We start from the raw sequence: 17,832 nt of genomic DNA, 5'->3' as shown, positions 1-17,832 counted from the left end.
ATATCTTCTTTAATAATAAAATTTTTAAACTCTAAATTTATTCATAAATTAAATCGTTATCGACTATCTGATAATCGCAAATTTCATCTTCATTAAAGAAAAGGCCAATTTCTCTTTCTGCAGATTCAGGAGCATCTGAAGCATGAATAATGTTTCTACCGGTATCCATACCAAAGTCTCCTCTAATAGTTCCAAGATCTGCTTCTAAAGGATTGGTTGCACCAACAATTTTCCTGATAGTAGTAATAGCTTCTTCTCCTTGAATTACCATTGCAAGGGATGGTGAAGAAGTAATATACTCAACTAAACTTGGGAAAAATGGTTTTTCAGCGTGTTCTCCATAATGAGTTTTTGCTAAATCTTCATCAATGTGAATTAATTTACATGCAACGATTTGAAGACCTTTTTCTTCAAAACGAGATAATATTTTACCCATGAGACGTCTTTGAACAGCGTCTGGTTTCATCATAACAAAACTTTTTTGAATCATTGTTTAACCCATTTAACTTTTCTTGGAACTCTTCCGAGTTTAATCATATTTTTTTCGCATTTGCTGCTACAAAAGAAATAAATTGAACCGTCTCTTTTAACGTACATTTTTCCTGTACCTTCTTCTATTTCTTTATTACAGAATGAACAAGTTCTCATGCTTTTACACCTTCTTAAGGAGTTCTAATTTCTTTAGCTTCTCTAATAGTATCAAGTAACATTAAAATGTCGCCTTCTCTTACAGGACCCATAATGTTTCTTGTTAAAATTCTTCCTTTATCTCTACCATCGAGGATTCTGCATTTAATTTGCATTACCTCACCAGTCATACCAGTTCTTTTTAAAACTTCAATGACTTCAGCAGGAGTTCCTTCTTCCATTTAAATCACCGTAAAAATCCTTAAAAGAATTTATTTATTCTTTTAATTCAGCAACTTTTTCTACGATTTCAGTTACAGCAGCTTCAGCGTCACCAGCATCAACAATACATGCGGAAGCAGTACCAACAGTTAAACCAGCAGCTACGCCAACTTGTTCTTTGGTTGGTAAGTATACGTAAGGAATTTCTTTTTCATCAGCGAGAACAGGAATGTGTGCAACGATTTCAGCAGGATCAACATCTTCTGCGATTACAACTAATGCTGCATCTCCTCTTTCGATGAATTTGGTTACTTCGTTAGTACCTTTTGCTACTTTACCGGTAGCTTGTGCGGTTTCTAATGCTTCTTCAGCTTGTTTAGCTAATTCTTCTGGTGTATCAAATTTTACATAAATGTTTGCCATAATATATACCTCCTTTTTCATCTGGCATTGCCATCCATCGGCAGATATTATAATCCATTTTGAATCATAATATTATTTAATTATAACCAATTAAACTACTCAAATTTTTTTATAGAGCAATCTAACATGGTTTTTAATAATACTAATTCTTGAACAATTCATATATCACTAAATATAATCCCATAAGAAAAAATAGGGGGATTAGACTTTCAATACAAATACTTCTGAATTTCATATAATTTTTAGCAAAACTAAAAATAAAAATTTAGTAATCAATGAAATAATTCTAGAGAACTAGACAATATTAAATTAGTTAGTATAGTATATAAATGTTTGCAAAAATAGCTTAAAATTAGTTAACTTTGAACAAAAAAAATAAAATCAAAAAATAAAAAAATTGTAAAAGCGATAGTAATGAATAATTACTATCCATGAAAATGATCATTGAACGAATCTATTTGATTGCTAATTTTACATCTTCAGCTTTTACGGTTTTTCTACCTGCGTGGCGAGCAAATCCTACTGCTTTTTGTGCGATTTCATTACCGTAGTCTTCGATAGCTTCGGTTAAAGCGATTTTTGCGTCATCACTTACTCTTTGTGCACCAGCATTTTTGAGGACTCTGCCTACAGGAGCTATTGGTAATTCACTCATATATTACACCTCACATTTAACTTTGTTAATAATAGTTATAATTTGCTTATATATAAATATATTGGTTTTGCACGGTTAATTTTCAAAAATTTCAACATATCAAACCATGATATTTTAACATAAATAGTGACATTAATATCTTTAAAAATGTTTTTCATACCTTACTTTAAACAAAAAAAGTATAACTTTTGTTTGAATATTAAAGAATTAAAAGAAAAAATAAAAAGTAAAAGAGATTTAAAGCAAAATTTATTTGTTCATTAAAATCTCTCTTAAAGTGTCTATATCTGCATCAACCTCAGTAGGTTGAGTACATGCATCAATAGCAGTGTTAGGATCTTTAAGCAAATGTCCAGTTACAACACAGGTAATTGTTTCACCTTTATCAATCACGCCTTCGTCAACAAGTTTTTTAAGACCTGCAATAGAAGCTGCTGAAGCTGGTTCAACACCAATGCCCTCAGTTCTTGCGAGCAATTTTTGTGCATCAAGGATTTCCTCATCAGTTACTGTTTCAGAATAACCGTTCGAATCATAAATAGCATTTAAAGCTTTTATATCACTAACCGGAGCACCAATACGTATAGCGGTTGCAATTGTTTCTGGATTCTCAACAGGCACAACCCTTTTATCTCCTTTCTTAAATGCATTTGTAACAGGACATGCACCTTCCGCCTGAATACCAGTCATCATTGGCAAATCCTTAATGAATCCCGCATCATAAAATTCTTTAACACCTTTCCAGATGGCTGAAATATTACCTGCATTTCCGACAGGCAAGACAATCCTGTCAGGAGCCTGCCAACCCAAATCACGAACGATTTCATATCCTATTGTCTTTTGTCCTTCCAACCTGTAAGGATTGATTGAATTTAGTAAGTAAAGATGTTTTTCCAATGCAAGAGCAGTCATGGCTTCAAGAGCCTCATCAAAGTTTCCATTTATAGACATTACTTCAGCACCATGGAACATTGCCTGGGCCAATTTTCCAAGTGCAACCTTTCCTGAAGGTAAAAATACGATGCATCGAAGGCCTGCACGTGCAGCATAAGCTGAAAGTGATGCGGAAGTGTTTCCAGTTGAAGCACATCCTACAGTGTCCACTCCCAATTCCATTGCTTTTGTCATACCGACAGTCATTCCTCTGTCTTTGAAACTTCCGGTTGGGTTGGAACCTTCAACCTTAACGTATAAGTTTACTCCAAGCTCTTTTCCCAGCTTATCACATTTGCAGAATGGAGTTCCACCTTCATCAAGTGAAACGATTTTAGATTCATCCACTGGAATGCATTCTTTAAATTTCCATAAATTATCTCTTCTACCGTCAAAAATGTCTTTTGAAACGTCTATTTCATTGACGAGTTCAAGAACTGATCCGCACTTTTTACAAGTGTAGATTACTTCATCGTCATCATATTCTTCTCCACATGAAACACATCTAATCATAAAAAATCACTATATATATTTTGTCAAGTATATCTATATAAAATTTAACTCAAAAATGGATATATGAATTCTGCAATCGGCAGTGTCAGATAAGCTTCAATGAAACCTGCAATTGCCATTAAAATTGAAGCAACAACAAACAGAACAAAGGCCTGTTTTAATTTGCCAAAACCTGTATCGAATGATATGGATAGCCTATCCCTAATTGAATTATTTTCCTGTTTTAACAACGTCTTAAGAAATTTAACCAGGGAATTGAATAAAACAAAACCTGAAGCGCATGCGATTATGCATGAAGAAAACTCAAAAATTCCGTGAGGCATTATCAGGAGCAATGCCTTAACGAAATCATCGGTTGTCGCAACATAATATCCAACAAAAAATCCGTTGAATCCAAGAATCACCGCTGAAAAACAGAATATCCCTCCATAAATAAACATTGCAAAGACTATTCTGATATTGTTTAAAAAGATACTTTGAAATGTTAATGTTATAACGCCGGTCTGAACCTTTTGGGTTAAATCCTCCACAACAGGATTCAGATAGCTGTGCATATAAGGTTCTAGAAAATAACCTAAAACTAGAGATATGGCCATAATAGCAATTGAAGTATAAATGGCCATTTTATTTTCGCTGAAAGCTAGCTTGACTTCTTCTAACATTATATCAATGTTTTGGCAATTTCTGATGCTTCCACCTGTTTTTCGTGCAAGTCATCCATGAACTTTTCCATAAGCTCGGCAGTTTTGACTTTGCACTCACCGCAGCGCAAAGTTCCATTCAAACAGTCCTGCCTGATTTTTTCAAGCTCCTTATCGTCATCGATGAAGTGGTACAGCAGCATTTCGTATATTACACACTTATCCACTTCTCCACCCAACTCTTCCTGTTCTTTCAGAGTTTCCCTTCCTCCGGTCTTGGCTGATTTGACCTTTTTGACCGCAGTTTTAGTATCATCATTGAGATATATCGCAGTGGCAGGCTTTGAACTGCTCATTTTATCGCCGGTCAAGCCAGTAAGGAACCTGTGATAGGTGGAAGCAGGAGACATGAATCCCTCTTCCTCATTGAGTTTGTGTGCAATATCTCTTGTCAGTCTGATGTGGGGATCCTGGTCGATTCCAACAGGGACAACAACCTTTTTTGGACCTCCAAATTCCTCAATTTGCGGAAGCAGAATATCTGCAACCTGAAATAGAGGTGCCTGAACGTGTGCAATATTGGTTGAATTTTCAAAACCGTAAATGGCCTTAAGCTGGCTGAAATTGGTTTTAATTGAAGCTTTGAATGCCAAGTTTTTCAACAGATTGTTTTGGGATTGCAGATAGACATTGACATTGTCCTTTTCAAGGTCAAGACCCAATGCAATCCAGTTTGTCAAATATTCATTTACGGCAATTTCTCGGCCTTTTTCAAAACTCATATCCCTTGCGGCATAAGCTTCCAAATCAGCAATCGGCAGGGAGAGCATTGCCCCCATATCCTGATACCATTTGATTTGATCAACCACCATCTTATGGCCAATGTGCATCTGTCCACTCGGCATCATACCTGTAACAACTGCAAATTCCTTTTTTTGATTGATTAACTTAACTATCTCATTGAATTCCCTATGTCCAAAGATAACACCCCTTTTCATCAATCTTTGAGGGCTTTTAACATCACCAATAATATCTGAAATTTTTCCAATACCGAATTGATTTACCAACTTGTCATAATCTAGGCTAAATGATGCCCATGGATCAATTAAATCTGCCATTTTTTCACCACTATTAATGTTAAATTAAATTCCTGATTAAAAATTATTATAGTCACTATAAGAACATGTTAAAATATAAATGATTTCTTTGATTAAACTTATGGTCTTGTCCATTCCACATTATAGTATGTAATGTCAAAATCCTCATCGACAATTGCCAGAAGAAGTTTCTTATTGACTCCATGCGAAACCCTAACATAACTTGCAAAATCAAGTGCATTAATGTCATAGTTTTCAAAGATGATTTTAACCAAATAATCGGAATGCCCCTGACCAGGCCCTCCTCCACGATTATATAATCTAAATTCAGAACCATATTTAAAACCGGTTTTAATAACAAAACCACGGTCTTTCAGATCACGATAAACAATATACTTGCCATAAAGCTCCTGTTCCTTTATAAGGTCAATCAGATAGCCGATGCTGCATTCCATATCATCTTCATAGATATTCAAACGAGCCTTTTCAAGCAGATAACAAGCTTCAATTAAAGACAGCTGCAGGTAATCAGCTTCTATTTTGCCAAATTTACTTTTTTCATGTAAGGCAATTGGTCTTTTGCTACCTTCTTCAATCTTAATTGAAACTATATCATTTGATAAATTTCCACGCATTAAAACACCGTAAAAAGAAATAAATTATATTTAATGCTAATAAGTTTGAAGGAAATATTATTTAAAATTTTTGTAAAAAAAAGAAGGTTAAAGTTAAACTCTAATAAAAATATTATTAGCCATATCTGTTGGAATGTTTAACTCTTCATCATCAATCACTACCAGGTAATGATTGCCTACACGGTTTTCATTGAATTCGTATTTAAGATGTTGGCCGACTTTAATGCCCGCATCTGTAATTTCATCTAAAAGTTCAGAATTTCCACGGATGAATGAAATTGTACCTTCAGTATTTCCGGTTAATTCAGAAATTGACAACAAGTTAAATTTTCTATTCATTACCTGGTCAAAGTCTTTTTGTGAAAAACAATCTTGACAACTATTAAATTCAAAGTCACAGGCAGGAATCACATTATCATCAGGACATAAATCAGGATGATGCAACATAGTACATATTGCCCTTTCAGCTTCATCGGACAAGGTATGCTCCATCTCACAAGCCTGTTCATGAATATTTTCCTCTTTAACCTTTAAGATATCCAGCAGGAATTTCTCTAAAATTCTGTGTTTTCTTGTGATTTTTCGAGCTATCTTCATTCCTTCCTCTGTTAAGGTAGCTCCCTTATATGGAGTATATGAAATATAACCAAGATCTTCCAGTTTTTTAAGCATTTGAGTTACACTACCTGGTGCAATCCCCAAATCCTTTGATAATTGTGTTGTAGATACCTGTTCTCCGTTACTTCCATTACGATAGAGAACTTCAAGGTATTCTTCAATATTTTCACTAATTTTACCTTCAGCCATGAAAGTCACCTAATTTTATCTTATTAGATATTATATATTTTAGAGTATAAAAAAGTTTTGATTAACCTAAATATTTAAAATTTTGTAAAAAAAAAGAAAAGAAAGAAAAAAATAATAACTAGAACGGCAAACTACAATATCTTGCATTCAATGTGAATGAACTGGTTTTCCAATTATTAATTTTTCCCAAAGAATTACTGCTGCTGGTCGGGTCTGCACAAACCCATACCCCATCGATTAATACTTGAGTCCAAACATGTCCGTAAGTGCTTCCACTATTGAACTTACATACTCCATGAACATATCTTGCCGCAAGGCCTGCAGTTCTAAACATTGCAACCAATAAATGTGATTGATCCACACAATTACCTGATTTATAAGATAAGGTATTTTTTGCACCATATTTTGTATCATAGTAGAAACTGTATGAAATTTTATCCCTCACATAATTGAATATTGCTTTAGCTTTTGCTGAATCACTGGTTAAACCACTAGTTAAAGAGTTAACAATTGATTTAATAGATGAATCGCCAACCTGACAGTTAGAAGAAGATTTATAGTAATTAGTTAAATCTTTTATAGTGTTCTTCTCATTTAAACCCGCACCGGTTATTGAAAATGAGGAACTGCTACTGCTGCTACTGCTACTGCTGCTGCTTGAATCAATGTAAGTTATAGTACAGTAATTGGATAATCTAGACTCAGTACCGTAAAATGACAATGTACGTGCAAATGCATCAACCACTTCATCAAATATAATATTTCCTACCGCAGAGGAGGAATAGTTTGGAGCCCTATTGTTTGTTTCAATGAATGAAACAAGATTTTTAGCTACAGTCAAATAATCCGCCTGCAACAGTTGTTCTGAATAAATATTATCTCCGGATGGAGATGAAGGGGCTGAAACTCCTTTAAGAACAGCTATATCCGCAGTGTTGGAATTGCCCAACTGATAAACCGCCTTGGCCATAACATATAAAAATTCAGAAGCTGTAAAAGTAATTCCTCCCGCAGTTACAGTATCCGGAACTTTACCCATTGATGCATAATATGATTTTACGGTATTTGCACCTGCAATGATGTTCTTAATGGATATTGTAGTGCCTGATGGAACTGCTGTAGTACCTGTTGCCGCAGTTGAGGATGAGGCTGTAGATTTAGCAGTCAATGAATTGAAATTTACGAAATTGGTTTGACCCCACCTGAATACGATTACTCCAGCACCATTACCGTTAAGTGCAGCCTGTGCATCATTCGTTATTTCAGATGTGGACAATTTCACGACATTATCATCAGATTCATAGCCTTGCAATCCTGCCCAAACTTTGGCACCATTGGAATTGTCGACAAACCATTTTGTAGTAGTTTTGATCCAATTTGTATCGGAGTTATAATTTCCCTTATAAATCATTGGAATGACAACATCCAGATATTTACTGAGCGCAGACATGTCCTGACCATAATAATAAATATTATCTGTGGTTTCAGGCATTAAAGCAGCTGAAACTATAAGTTTAGAATTAACGCCATGGACCGCTTCTGCAACATCTTTTGCGAAATTGCTGATAGCTTTAGTACCTCCAGATGTTTTATATGCATTTCCAGGATATCTCAAGTAATCCAAGTGAACACCTGCAACTCCCTTAATTGCAGCATACTTTTTAGCTTCAGCTATCTTAGATGTGCAAATTTTAGAGTTTGTTGCCGGATTTACCCACTCTCCATCGTTATAAAATGCCTGCATCCAAATGTGAACTCTCATTCCTAAAGTATTGGCACTTGCAATCCATGATTCCACAGCACTTTGACCATGTTTTTCCAATGCGTAGTAATTCAGGAATAAATCAGTAGTTCCTTTAGAAGCAAGGGAACTTAAGTCTACATTTTTCATGTCTGAACCGAACACCCAATATCCATATCCATTTAGGGTAGTGACTTTTTCAACGACTTCGATAGTGGTACTGCCTGTTTTTGAATTTATTTTGGATTCCGCCTTGTTGGTATATGAAATGGTATATTTTCCAATAGGCAAACTAATAGGGAGTGACACAATACCATTATCGTCAGTGGTTTTGGTGTATGATTTTCCATCAACTGTAAGAGTAACAGTTTTTTTAGCTAAAGGAACACTTCCAGACAATAAAGCAACTTTAAATGGTGTATTTGCACCATGAGTAAATGTAGTTCCGCTTTTGACTTTGAAAGTTGGATCCTTACTGCTTATTATAAGTACTTTACTTGAAGTACTTGATGCCTTATAAAATGAATTTCCTGCAAATGAATACTTCACAGTATATGAACCGTCGCTAAGAGACGGCAATTTAAGTTTTGCAACTCCATTATCATTGGTTTTTGCAGTATATGATTTTCCATTAATTTTAAATGTAATAATTTTTCCTTTTGATGGAGCATAACCGAATTTATTTAATAATTTTACTTTAATCTTTTTCTTATCACTTTTAAGGAAAGTGTAATCGGATGAAGTCAAAGATGTGGTTGTGGATTTGACAACCTTAACTTTGTTAGTTAATGTTAAACCGTCCTTATTATAAGATATAATATTATAAGTCCCTTTCTTAAGGGAAGTAAGTGATAAGCTGGCTACTCCATTACCGTTTGTTTTTACCTTGTATGTTTTTCCATTAATCTTAAACTTGATTTTTTTATTTGCCAGTACTTTTCCAGTATTTTTGTAAAATGTCGCTGTGAATTTTCTACCGTCAGTATAAACCTTTTTGATGTTGCTTGCTGAGATAGTAGACAATATTTTAAAGTTATTAGTTAAGCTGAAACCGGTTGCAGGATTAACCGCAACAACCTTGTAGGTTCCAGGTTTAAGATTAATTGCCATTGAAGCAACCCCATTTGCGTTTGTTTTTTTAGTGTATCCAACACCATTGACGGTAATTTTAACATCGGTATTAGCCAATGGATTACCTTGAGCATCTAAGAAAGTTGCGCTATACTGGGTGCTTCCTTTATAATATTTAGTAATATCCTTTGCAGTGATTGTCTTAGATACATCTATTGTTGAAGAAACATCACCGTCACTTACAGCATCATTATTGGATGCTGAAAGGTAAGCGATCCCATCCTCACTGCTTAGAGAATCATTACTGTCCGAGTTAGTTGATAAAGTATTTGAATCTTCAGATCCTAAAACTTCTTCACTTGATAGAGAAACTTTAGATGAATCATTATCAACATTTGAATCACTTGATACAGAAAGTTCTGATGAATCAGCAGTATTCTCCAGTGGGACTGAAACATCTGATGTGTCATCTACTAAGCTGGTAGCATATGAATCTGTAACATTTACATCACTTGCTGAAACTGCACTGACTGCAAAAACAGCCAATAACAATATAGACAATGTGAGTAATATTTGTTTGTTCAAAATAATTTACCTCCATAACAATTTTTTAAACATCCGTGAGCTTAATCTCACTTCACCATAATTTATTACAAATATCTTATATAAACCTTTTTATTTGCTAAATCTAATTAAATGAGTTTATTTTTTAAAAATAAACTTAAAACTTTTTGAAAATAAAGTATAAAGTAAAATTATATTTGAATTTGTTTATAAAAGGATAAAATGATATGAAACTATTTTTAAACTAACTTTATAATACAAAAATATGAATCATAATGTTAAAGCTTTTTAAAGAAAATAGGGCATGATTTAAGTTTATTTAAATCAAAATCATTGATTTAAGTCAATCTAGAATAAAAAACAATGAATTTAATAAAGTATTTAGTAAAATAAGCATGAAAATTAAAAAAAAAGAAAAAAATGTAAAATTTTTAAATTTTACATCATTGGAGGCATTCCGCCCATACCTCCGGCTGGAGGCATTGGAGGCATACCGCTAGCATCATTTCCAGACTCATCAGGTCCGGTAGAATTAAGTGCATTTCTAGCTGCAATCATATCATCAATACGTAAAATCATTTCAGCAGCTTCGCCAGCTGATTGAAGAGCTTGGATTTTTACTCTTAAAGGTTCAATGACTCCAGCATCTTTCATATCAACTACTTCGCCTGAAAACACATTGATTCCAATGAATGGAGAGTTCTCATGAGCTGCTTTTAAATCAGCAATTAAATTAATAGTGTCAAGACCTGCATTTTCAATCAAGGTTCTTGGAATAACTTCTAAAGCTTCAGCATATTTTAAAATAGCCAATTGTTCTCTTCCACTTACTGATTCACCATACTCCCTTAACTGTTTTACCAAATCGATTTCACAGGCTCCTCCACCTATAAGGACTTTACCTTCCTCAATAGTAGCTGCAACAACACCAAGTGCATCATCAAGTGCCCTTGCAATTTGTTCGGTAACATAACGTGTACTGCCTCTTAGAATAATTGAGGAAGCCTTTGGATTTTCACATTCTTCGATTAAGGTCAATTCATGATCGAATATCTTATCAAGATATACGTGACCTGCAGAACCTAATTTGTCTTCTGATAGATCTTCAATGTCAGTTACAAGTTTTGCACCAGTAGCCTTTTCAATTCTTTCCATATCTGATTTTTTGACTCTCTTGAATGCCATGATGCCTGCTTTTTTAAGATAGTGTTCCGCTAAATCATCGATACCTTTTTGACAGAACAAAACATTGGCACCGGAATCAACGATTTTATCAACCAAACCTTTAATCATTTCTTCTTCCTGTTTGATGAAAGCTTCAAATTGATCAGGGCTTGTAATGTCAATTTTTGCATCAGCAGTAGTGTCTTTTAATTCAATAGGATATTTCATGATAGCAATTTTTGCATCTTTTATATCTTTAGGCATATTTTTAGAAACAGGAGATTTATCAATGATAATGCCTTCTGCCAAGAATGAATCTTCTACAGAATCTCCTGAAACCCTTTGAATATTAATATTATCAATGTCAGATTTTCCATCCTCTTCAATTCTTAATGCTGCCTTAACAACAAGATCGGCTAAATGATCTTTTGCATAATCTGAACCTTTACCGCTCATTGCAGTAACGGCAACTTTTTTAAGAGTCTCTTCATCATCCGCATCGATTGCAATATTATTTAAAAGTTCAACTGCTTTTGAAGTCGCATTTCTAAATCCTTTTACAACAACAGATGTTGCGATTCCGTCATCCAACAATTCTTCAGCTTTAGATAATAATTCACCTGCAATAACAACAACAGAAGTAGTTCCATCTCCAACGATTTCTTCTTGTTTTTTAGCGGTTTCTACGAGCATTCTGGCTGCAGGTTGGTTAATTTCCATTTCTCTCATGATGGTTGCACCATCGTTGGTGACAGTAACGTCACCTAATGAACTTGTTAACATTTTGTCCATACCTTTAGGACCAAGAGTAGTTCTTACAATACCTGCCAATACTTTGGCAGCTGTGATATTCATTCTTAAAGCATCTCTTTTTGAATATCTTTCTGTTCCTTCAGGAAGGATAAATATTGGTTGATTTGCCATTTAATAATCACCTAAAAATTTTTTAAATAAAATATAAAACTAAGTTTTTATACATAATTAAATAGGTTAGAGGTAATATAAAAAGATTACCCATTAAAGTAACTTAAGGTGTGTTAATGTACGAGGACATAATTAAAGAAATCAAATCAAACCTGGGATCCAACAAGGATTTAAACAAGCAATACTTATCCAGTCAGATTGAAGTGTATAAGGACCATCCATATAATAAAGAGATTATCAAAGAGATTTCCCGCCTGATGTGGGATTGCTTGAGCGATGATGAAAAGCAGGAATTTGCCGACATTTCCAATAACGAAAATCCAATACTTGATATTCTGAATGACATTTACTATGACATTGAAAATGGAAATTATGAAACTCCTTTAGCCAAACTGGACAGGTTTATGGAAACCTTTCCCGAAATGTTTGAAGACGACAAAGTCAGCGAATATCATTTTTTCACAAACCCGTTAGAGGAAATCACATTTAGAAAATATATCGGTCCAAAAAAGGAAATGAGATATATACCCGACAATCAGCCCCTGCTTGATTTGTATTATGTATATGGATTTTTGCTTCTTGAAACACAACAATTCGATAAAGCAGAAGAATACCTAAAAAAGGCAATCAGAATAAATCCCGTTTCAGCAAGAATAATCCTGGAACTGAGTGAAATCTATAAAGTGCACACCTACACCTTCAATGAATACTTTATCCGGACATGCGATGCCCTAAAATATGCATATTATCCGCAGGACATTGCAAGATGTTACAGAAACCTTGGAAATTATTATATTGAGGAGAATCAGACAAAAACCGCTCTGGCATTGCTAATCTACAGCATGGAATATGAGGCAAGCCCTCTTGCATATGCCGAAATCAAATCCCTTCAGTCAAAAAACGACAATCTTGAACTGTCACTGACTGAATGCATGGACATCATTGAAAGCAAAAACATTCAATTAGGACCCAATCCTTTTATTTTACAAACTTTGGATGAACTGATTAAAGAATATAGAAAAAACAAATTATATAATCAGCTTTTATATTTTTTAGAGTTGAAATTTGATTTGACAAATGATGAGAAAATACTTTCGGAAATTAATGAAATTCGTAATAATTATTAAATAATATAATAATATATTATATAACAAAGGTGATTTAATATGTGTTCAAGCGGAGGCCCAATGGCCGATATTGATTTGAAAAAGTTAAAAACAAAAAAATACCACTGCAAAGACTGTGGAAATTCCTTTAAAGGACTTGGAAAAAAAGTAGTTTGTCCGTCTTGTCAAAGCGACAACGTTGAACTTGCAGAGTAAATTTATTTTACTCTCTTTTTTATTTTTAGAGATAATATGAATATTGATTTTAAAAATGATGAAATACTATTTCTTGAAGGCGAAACAGGAATGGTGGGTGTTGTTAAGGTGGCCTATGAAAACAAAATGTTATTTATAGCAACACAGGATAATGAAGAGATAGTGCAATTTTTAGAATCCGATGATATTATAGCTGTTTCAAACTTTAAAAAAGACAAACGTGCAATACGTTCACAGGCTTATCTGAGCCGTGAGGAGTCTTCCCCATTAGTGATTTTAAATAAAGACCACCCATCAACCAAACGTCTGGAAACTGTCATATCAATTGGCGATAGTGTGAATCTCAATTGCAATATTACTCCTGGAACTCATCCTGAACAGAATGTTTTATGTTCCTGTGATAGCTTATCCGGCCTTGAAATAGCAAAAACACCTGATGGCGTTAAATTAAACAAGAAATTTGAAAATTACACAATTGAAGAGTTTTAGGTTAAAACATGTTGTTCATTGATTCATTCTATATGTTTTTAGGTCAATTGGTAGTTTCTCTGGCAGCGCTAATTCTGATATTATTTATAGTGGTATTGATTTTAGGCTATCTAATAGCCCGTAAAAATAAAATCAAATTTCCAAGATTCCTCTTATATGTCGTGGATTTATTGTATTCCCCTTTCAAAACAATTGCACACTTTTTAAAATTGGATGATCATCTGATTGACAATATTGCAATCAAAGTCAGAGACGACATCAACAAAGAAAGATTCAAAGAGATTCCGGCAGAAAAAACATTGATTTTTCTTCCACATTGTTTAAGGCATAAAGATTGTCCTGCAACCCTCCAAAAAGAAGGTTTGAATTGTACTGAATGTGGTTTGTGTTCCATTGGAGTAATCAAACATAAAGCCGAACCGTTAGGATATAAATTATACATTGTTCCCGGATCAAGTTTCGTTAAAAAGATAGTCATGGAAAACAAATTTGAGGCGGTTCTTGGTGTGGCATGCCATGAAGATTTAAATCAGATGATGATGTTGCTTTCCGATTTTTGTCCGCAGGGTGTGCTTCTTGAAAAAACAGGTTGTTTTGAAACAAAAGTAAATGTTAAAAAGGTATTTGAAAAAATAGATTCCAAATATGAACTTGAATAAGTGGTTTCGTCGCCAAAAGCCGATAAATTTTAAATCGAAGAATTAGTAAAAATATGAAACCTCACTTTGAGTATTTGGATAGTTTATTTTGATTGAAAAAATAAAAAAAAAGTAAGTAACCCCAAAACCAAGTTACTTGACTTTAACAGTTACTTTTTTAGTTATTTTACCATATGCTGCAGTATATGTTACTTTTTTACCAACTTTGAGCTTATTCAAGACTTTAGATTTAATAGTTACTTTAGCAATACCTTTGGCGTTGGTTTTTGCAATGTAAGCCTTACCATTGAATTTGAAAGTAATCTTCATGCCTTTAAGTGGAGTATTGTCTTGTTTTAAAGTTGCCTGCAAGACTAGTTTCTTGGCGGATTTCTTAACTTTAACTGTTTTTAAAGTTAATATTGTTTTAACTACTGGTTTTGTTGGAGTTACTGGAGTTGTTGGAATTTTATTGTCAATAATATTATTATATTCCTGTAAAGGATATGCAGTATACCATGTAGGATTTTCATTTGCACCATTGCCTTTAAAATTAGAATTGGTTAATTTAGAACCATGGCCATTAAAGTAAATAGCTCCACCATCCTTGGCTAAACAAACATTAAAAATAGAATTATCCACATTTGTGTACTCTAAAGAGTAAATTGCTCCCCCATCATGATTTGCACGACAATTATCGAAACTGCATCCAGTAATATTGCCTCCAAAATACCAAAGTAAAATAGCCCCACCATCACTAGCCAAACAGCCAGTAAATTTACTATTTAAAATATTAGTTGAATTTAAAGAATAGATTGCACCACCCCTATATCCTGCAGCACAATTTAAGAAATCACAATTTACAATATTACTATTAAAACAATGAATTGCACCACCATCATAACTGGCACGACAGTTATTGAAACTACATTCAGAAATATTATTGGAAGATAATAAATAAACTGCACCACCATTAACTGCATAACAGTTTATAAAACTACATTTTTTACCAATTCCCCCGTAAACAGCACCACCATTCTCATTAGCATAACAATTCACAAAACTACAATAATTAGCATTACCATAAACAGCACCACCATTCTCATTAGCATAACAATTCACAAAACTACAGTAATTAGCATTACCATAAACAGCACCACCATAATCTGAATGAAAATTCTCAAAATTACAATTAATGGCATCACCATAAACAGCAGCACCCCTAAGAGCATTTACATTCACAAAACTACAATTATTAACTAAAGCACCATAAACAGCACCACCCTCATTAGCATAACAATTCACAAAACTACAATTAATTACATCACGATAAACAAACCCATTATCAAAAAACTTGCCATAAACAGCACCACCCTGATCAGCATGACAGTTCAAAAAACTACAATCAATTGCGCTTCCATATACAGCACCGGCATACATTGAAGAAAAACAGTCCTTAAAACTACAATTAACAGCCTTTCCGAAAACAGCGCCACAATAATCCTTAGAAGAACAATTTTCAAACCTACAACCAATTGCATCACCACTGACAGCACCGAATAATTCAGCATAGTTATTAATGAAAGTACAATTAAAAGCATCTCCAGTACCGATTGCTCCACCATAACCAGCATAATTATTCAAAAAGGTACAATTAGTAGCTTTAGCATCATAAATTGCACCACCAAATAAGTTAGCATGATTATTTTCAAAAGTACAACCAATAGCATCAGCTCTACACATAGCCCCTCCAGAATCGTAAGAAGAACAATTCATAAAATAACAATTATTAGCAGAGCATTCATATAATGCACCACCATATCGTGAAGAACAATGCCAAAAAGAACAATTAATGGCATTACCCTTATAAATAGCACCGCCATACAATTTAGAAGAACAATTCACAAAAGAACAGTTTATAGCAGAACTCTTAAATAATGCTCCACCTGCACAATTTTGTTCCGGAGCGGAACAATTCACAAAAGAACAATTAATAAGAGTGCCTCCAATAATAACACCACTCCTAGAAGACAACCCATTAATAAAAATAATGTCCCTAAATATGACGTTACTCTCAACACTGAAAACACTGGCAGCCTTTGCACCATCAATCGTATAACCATTACCATAAATAGTCACATCACGATTAATGCAAATACCCTCCTTAAAGCTGTCATCGGTTCCAAGTTCAAATGTATAATTTCCACCCAAATATACTTCATTATCAGTATTACCATTAATATCCATATTCAGATTTATGAATGTTTTTGGATTTGCACTCAGCACATTACCTGCATCGTAACTTAATTCATCATCCTTATTTTCGTCACCTACAGAATCATCAGTCAGAATTTCAACACTTACAACTTCATCAGTTGCATCTACACTAACAATATCCTCGGTTACATTTTCAGTTGCGTTTACAGCCGAAACGACAAACAAACATGCGATGATGATTGTCAGTATAAAAATCTTTTTGTATCTCATATTTTTTTCTCCTTATTAAAAAAGTTATAATTATATTAAATAGTTATGTTGAATATAAGTATATATTAATTGCTAAATAACTACAAATACTAAATAATTTATATATAAATAAGAAAAAATTAAATAAAATTATTTAAAAAATAAAAAAATTACAATATTTGTTCAAAACATTACATCTGATGATTGAAACCTACATCGCACAGCACATTTTATAAAGCTCTTTTTACTGTGAATACTCCGTATTGTTATCTTTTAACTTGCTTATTTTCATAAATGACTACAAAACTAGTTAAAATATCATATATAATGCAAATGCATTTAATAAAAAAACAGATAACAAAAAAGTAGTAACATCCAAAGAGTTAATTACAAATACTAACTAATTTGCAATCAATCTGAACTTCATCCATAATAAGTACAAACAAAACAACAATGGCATTTTCAGCACGATATTGGTTAGAGTTTTACTGAGATATAGTTGCATTTTGATAGTTACATTGTCAAATCCACCATAAGTTGATTAATCGGATTACTGTTTGGGCGATAAATAGTAATTTCTAAGCCTATCGAGTTGACTTTGTAAATGGATTTGAACTATATTAAATGGAATTTAAAAGTTTTAAATCTCAAGTTTAATTTCATCAAATGTCAGATAGGGTATTTTACTGTTTTTAATGCCGTCTTCAAATTTTATAAATCCGTCTTCTTCCAATTTTTTGACTTTTGGCTGGATATTGCTGACGTCCTTATTAATTTTTTTGGCCAGATCCCTTATGCTTCTTGGTTTTTCATGTTTTATGGTGTTCAGTATAATTAAATCCAAGTCGGATAGGGATAATTTGTTTGTAACCAGACTTTCTGTTGTTTCAATCATTTCAT

The 17,832-nt window shown here is 33.5% G+C and carries 18 protein-coding genes; 4 read left to right on the top strand and 14 right to left on the bottom strand.

Annotated elements, in window-relative coordinates:
• Positions 1-37: 37 nt before the first annotated feature.
• The 12 genes from ndk to thsA all read right to left on the bottom strand — a co-directional run bounded on the left by ndk (position 38) and on the right by thsA (position 12,017).
• Positions 38-490: a nucleoside-diphosphate kinase gene (ndk, locus tag ACJMLO_RS06220; RefSeq protein ID WP_405294982.1), complete on the bottom strand. Its 453-nt coding sequence runs from the start codon at positions 488-490 to the stop codon at positions 38-40.
• The gene (locus ACJMLO_RS06215) at positions 487-648 is read right to left on the bottom strand and encodes a 50S ribosomal protein L24e (RefSeq protein ID WP_292886237.1); all 162 of its coding nucleotides are present in this window, start codon (positions 646-648) and stop codon (positions 487-489) included. Before ACJMLO_RS06215 ends, ndk begins: the two co-directional genes overlap by 4 nt.
• Positions 649-662: 14 nt before the next feature.
• On the bottom strand, positions 663-869 hold the full coding sequence (locus ACJMLO_RS06210) for a 30S ribosomal protein S28e (RefSeq protein ID WP_042692817.1): 207 nt from the start codon (positions 867-869) through the stop codon (positions 663-665).
• 34 nt (positions 870-903) lie between these two features.
• Positions 904-1,272 carry a 50S ribosomal protein L7Ae gene (rpl7ae, locus tag ACJMLO_RS06205; protein ID WP_295601328.1) on the bottom strand — a complete coding sequence of 123 codons (369 nt, stop codon included), beginning with the start codon at positions 1,270-1,272 and terminating at the stop codon, positions 904-906.
• Between the two features lie 454 nt (positions 1,273-1,726).
• Complete coding sequence (locus ACJMLO_RS06200) at positions 1,727-1,927, bottom strand: histone family protein (protein WP_292886231.1); 201 nt, start codon at positions 1,925-1,927, stop codon at positions 1,727-1,729.
• Between the two features lie 249 nt (positions 1,928-2,176).
• Complete coding sequence (gene thrC, locus ACJMLO_RS06195; RefSeq protein WP_405294979.1) at positions 2,177-3,373, bottom strand: threonine synthase; 1,197 nt, start codon at positions 3,371-3,373, stop codon at positions 2,177-2,179.
• A gap of 44 nt (positions 3,374-3,417) precedes the next feature.
• Positions 3,418-4,035 (bottom strand): stage II sporulation protein M, encoded by a 618-nt coding sequence (locus tag ACJMLO_RS06190; protein ID WP_405294977.1) that lies wholly within the window; start codon positions 4,033-4,035, stop codon positions 3,418-3,420.
• On the bottom strand, positions 4,035-5,132 hold the full coding sequence (locus ACJMLO_RS06185) for a tryptophan--tRNA ligase (protein ID WP_405294975.1): 1,098 nt from the start codon (positions 5,130-5,132) through the stop codon (positions 4,035-4,037). Before ACJMLO_RS06185 ends, ACJMLO_RS06190 begins: the two co-directional genes overlap by 1 nt.
• Before the next feature lie 98 nt (positions 5,133-5,230).
• Positions 5,231-5,746, bottom strand: a complete 516-nt coding sequence (endA, locus tag ACJMLO_RS06180) for a tRNA-intron lyase (RefSeq protein WP_405294973.1) — start codon at positions 5,744-5,746, stop codon at positions 5,231-5,233.
• Positions 5,747-5,839: 93 nt separating this feature from the next.
• Positions 5,840-6,553 carry an iron dependent repressor, metal binding and dimerization domain protein gene (locus tag ACJMLO_RS06175; protein ID WP_405294971.1) on the bottom strand — a complete coding sequence of 238 codons (714 nt, stop codon included), beginning with the start codon at positions 6,551-6,553 and terminating at the stop codon, positions 5,840-5,842.
• 118 nt (positions 6,554-6,671) lie between these two features.
• Entirely contained in the window at positions 6,672-9,950 is a 3,279-nt protein-coding gene (locus ACJMLO_RS06170; protein ID WP_405294969.1) for a transglutaminase domain-containing protein, read from the bottom strand.
• Between the two features lie 417 nt (positions 9,951-10,367).
• Positions 10,368-12,017 carry a thermosome subunit alpha gene (gene thsA / locus ACJMLO_RS06165; protein ID WP_405294967.1) on the bottom strand — a complete coding sequence of 550 codons (1,650 nt, stop codon included), beginning with the start codon at positions 12,015-12,017 and terminating at the stop codon, positions 10,368-10,370.
• Between the two features lie 116 nt (positions 12,018-12,133).
• Between thsA and ACJMLO_RS06160 the strand changes: the two genes are divergently transcribed.
• From ACJMLO_RS06160 to ACJMLO_RS06145, 4 genes are read left to right on the top strand one after another with little or no spacing between them, the layout of a single operon-like run.
• Positions 12,134-13,144, top strand: coding sequence for a tetratricopeptide repeat protein (locus tag ACJMLO_RS06160; protein ID WP_405294965.1), 1,011 nt, complete (start codon positions 12,134-12,136; stop codon positions 13,142-13,144).
• Between the two features lie 39 nt (positions 13,145-13,183).
• On the top strand, positions 13,184-13,339 hold the full coding sequence (locus ACJMLO_RS06155) for a hypothetical protein (RefSeq protein ID WP_165814026.1): 156 nt from the start codon (positions 13,184-13,186) through the stop codon (positions 13,337-13,339).
• Positions 13,340-13,375: 36 nt separating this feature from the next.
• Positions 13,376-13,828, top strand: a complete 453-nt coding sequence (locus tag ACJMLO_RS06150) for a hypothetical protein (RefSeq protein WP_405294963.1) — start codon at positions 13,376-13,378, stop codon at positions 13,826-13,828.
• Positions 13,829-13,836: 8 nt separating this feature from the next.
• Positions 13,837-14,487, top strand: a complete 651-nt coding sequence (locus ACJMLO_RS06145; RefSeq protein ID WP_405294961.1) for a DUF116 domain-containing protein — start codon at positions 13,837-13,839, stop codon at positions 14,485-14,487.
• 132 nt (positions 14,488-14,619) lie between these two features.
• Here the strand turns inward: ACJMLO_RS06145 and ACJMLO_RS06140 are convergent, their stop codons facing one another.
• Together ACJMLO_RS06140 and ACJMLO_RS06135 are read right to left on the bottom strand one after the other, a co-directional pair.
• Positions 14,620-16,953 (bottom strand): hypothetical protein, encoded by a 2,334-nt coding sequence (locus tag ACJMLO_RS06140; RefSeq protein WP_405294959.1) that lies wholly within the window; start codon positions 16,951-16,953, stop codon positions 14,620-14,622.
• Positions 16,954-17,572: 619 nt separating this feature from the next.
• Positions 17,573-17,832: winged helix-turn-helix transcriptional regulator (locus tag ACJMLO_RS06135; RefSeq protein ID WP_405294957.1), on the bottom strand; the 260-nt coding region annotated here is incomplete at its 5' end.

This window comes from Methanobrevibacter sp. (assembly GCF_045120835.1).
Lineage (GTDB): Archaea > Methanobacteriota > Methanobacteria > Methanobacteriales > Methanobacteriaceae > Methanocatella.
The sequence above is the reverse complement of the archived record's forward strand: the minus strand, read 5'-3'. Positions and strand labels throughout refer to the sequence as shown.

Excerpts from the sequence above, each read along its gene's own strand:
- ACJMLO_RS06200 (WP_292886231.1), bottom strand. The coding sequence starts at position 1,927 with ATGAGTGAATTACCAATAGCTCCTGTAGGCAGAGTCCTCAAAAATGCT.
- ACJMLO_RS06145 (WP_405294961.1), top strand. The coding sequence starts at position 13,837 with ATGTTGTTCATTGATTCATTCTATATGTTTTTAGGTCAATTGGTAGTT.
- thrC (WP_405294979.1), bottom strand. The coding sequence starts at position 3,373 with ATGATTAGATGTGTTTCATGTGGAGAAGAATATGATGACGATGAAGTA.
- ndk (WP_405294982.1), bottom strand. The coding sequence starts at position 490 with ATGATTCAAAAAAGTTTTGTTATGATGAAACCAGACGCTGTTCAAAGA.
- ACJMLO_RS06185 (WP_405294975.1), bottom strand. The coding sequence starts at position 5,132 with ATGGCAGATTTAATTGATCCATGGGCATCATTTAGCCTAGATTATGAC.
- endA (WP_405294973.1), bottom strand. The coding sequence starts at position 5,746 with ATGCGTGGAAATTTATCAAATGATATAGTTTCAATTAAGATTGAAGAA.
- ACJMLO_RS06175 (WP_405294971.1), bottom strand. The coding sequence starts at position 6,553 with ATGGCTGAAGGTAAAATTAGTGAAAATATTGAAGAATACCTTGAAGTT.
- ACJMLO_RS06140 (WP_405294959.1), bottom strand. The coding sequence starts at position 16,953 with ATGAGATACAAAAAGATTTTTATACTGACAATCATCATCGCATGTTTG.
- ACJMLO_RS06215 (WP_292886237.1), bottom strand. The coding sequence starts at position 648 with ATGAGAACTTGTTCATTCTGTAATAAAGAAATAGAAGAAGGTACAGGA.
- ACJMLO_RS06150 (WP_405294963.1), top strand. The coding sequence starts at position 13,376 with ATGAATATTGATTTTAAAAATGATGAAATACTATTTCTTGAAGGCGAA.
- ACJMLO_RS06190 (WP_405294977.1), bottom strand. The coding sequence starts at position 4,035 with ATGTTAGAAGAAGTCAAGCTAGCTTTCAGCGAAAATAAAATGGCCATT.
- thsA (WP_405294967.1), bottom strand. The coding sequence starts at position 12,017 with ATGGCAAATCAACCAATATTTATCCTTCCTGAAGGAACAGAAAGATAT.
- rpl7ae (WP_295601328.1), bottom strand. The coding sequence starts at position 1,272 with ATGGCAAACATTTATGTAAAATTTGATACACCAGAAGAATTAGCTAAA.
- ACJMLO_RS06210 (WP_042692817.1), bottom strand. The coding sequence starts at position 869 with ATGGAAGAAGGAACTCCTGCTGAAGTCATTGAAGTTTTAAAAAGAACT.
- ACJMLO_RS06160 (WP_405294965.1), top strand. The coding sequence starts at position 12,134 with ATGTACGAGGACATAATTAAAGAAATCAAATCAAACCTGGGATCCAAC.
- ACJMLO_RS06155 (WP_165814026.1), top strand. The coding sequence starts at position 13,184 with ATGTGTTCAAGCGGAGGCCCAATGGCCGATATTGATTTGAAAAAGTTA.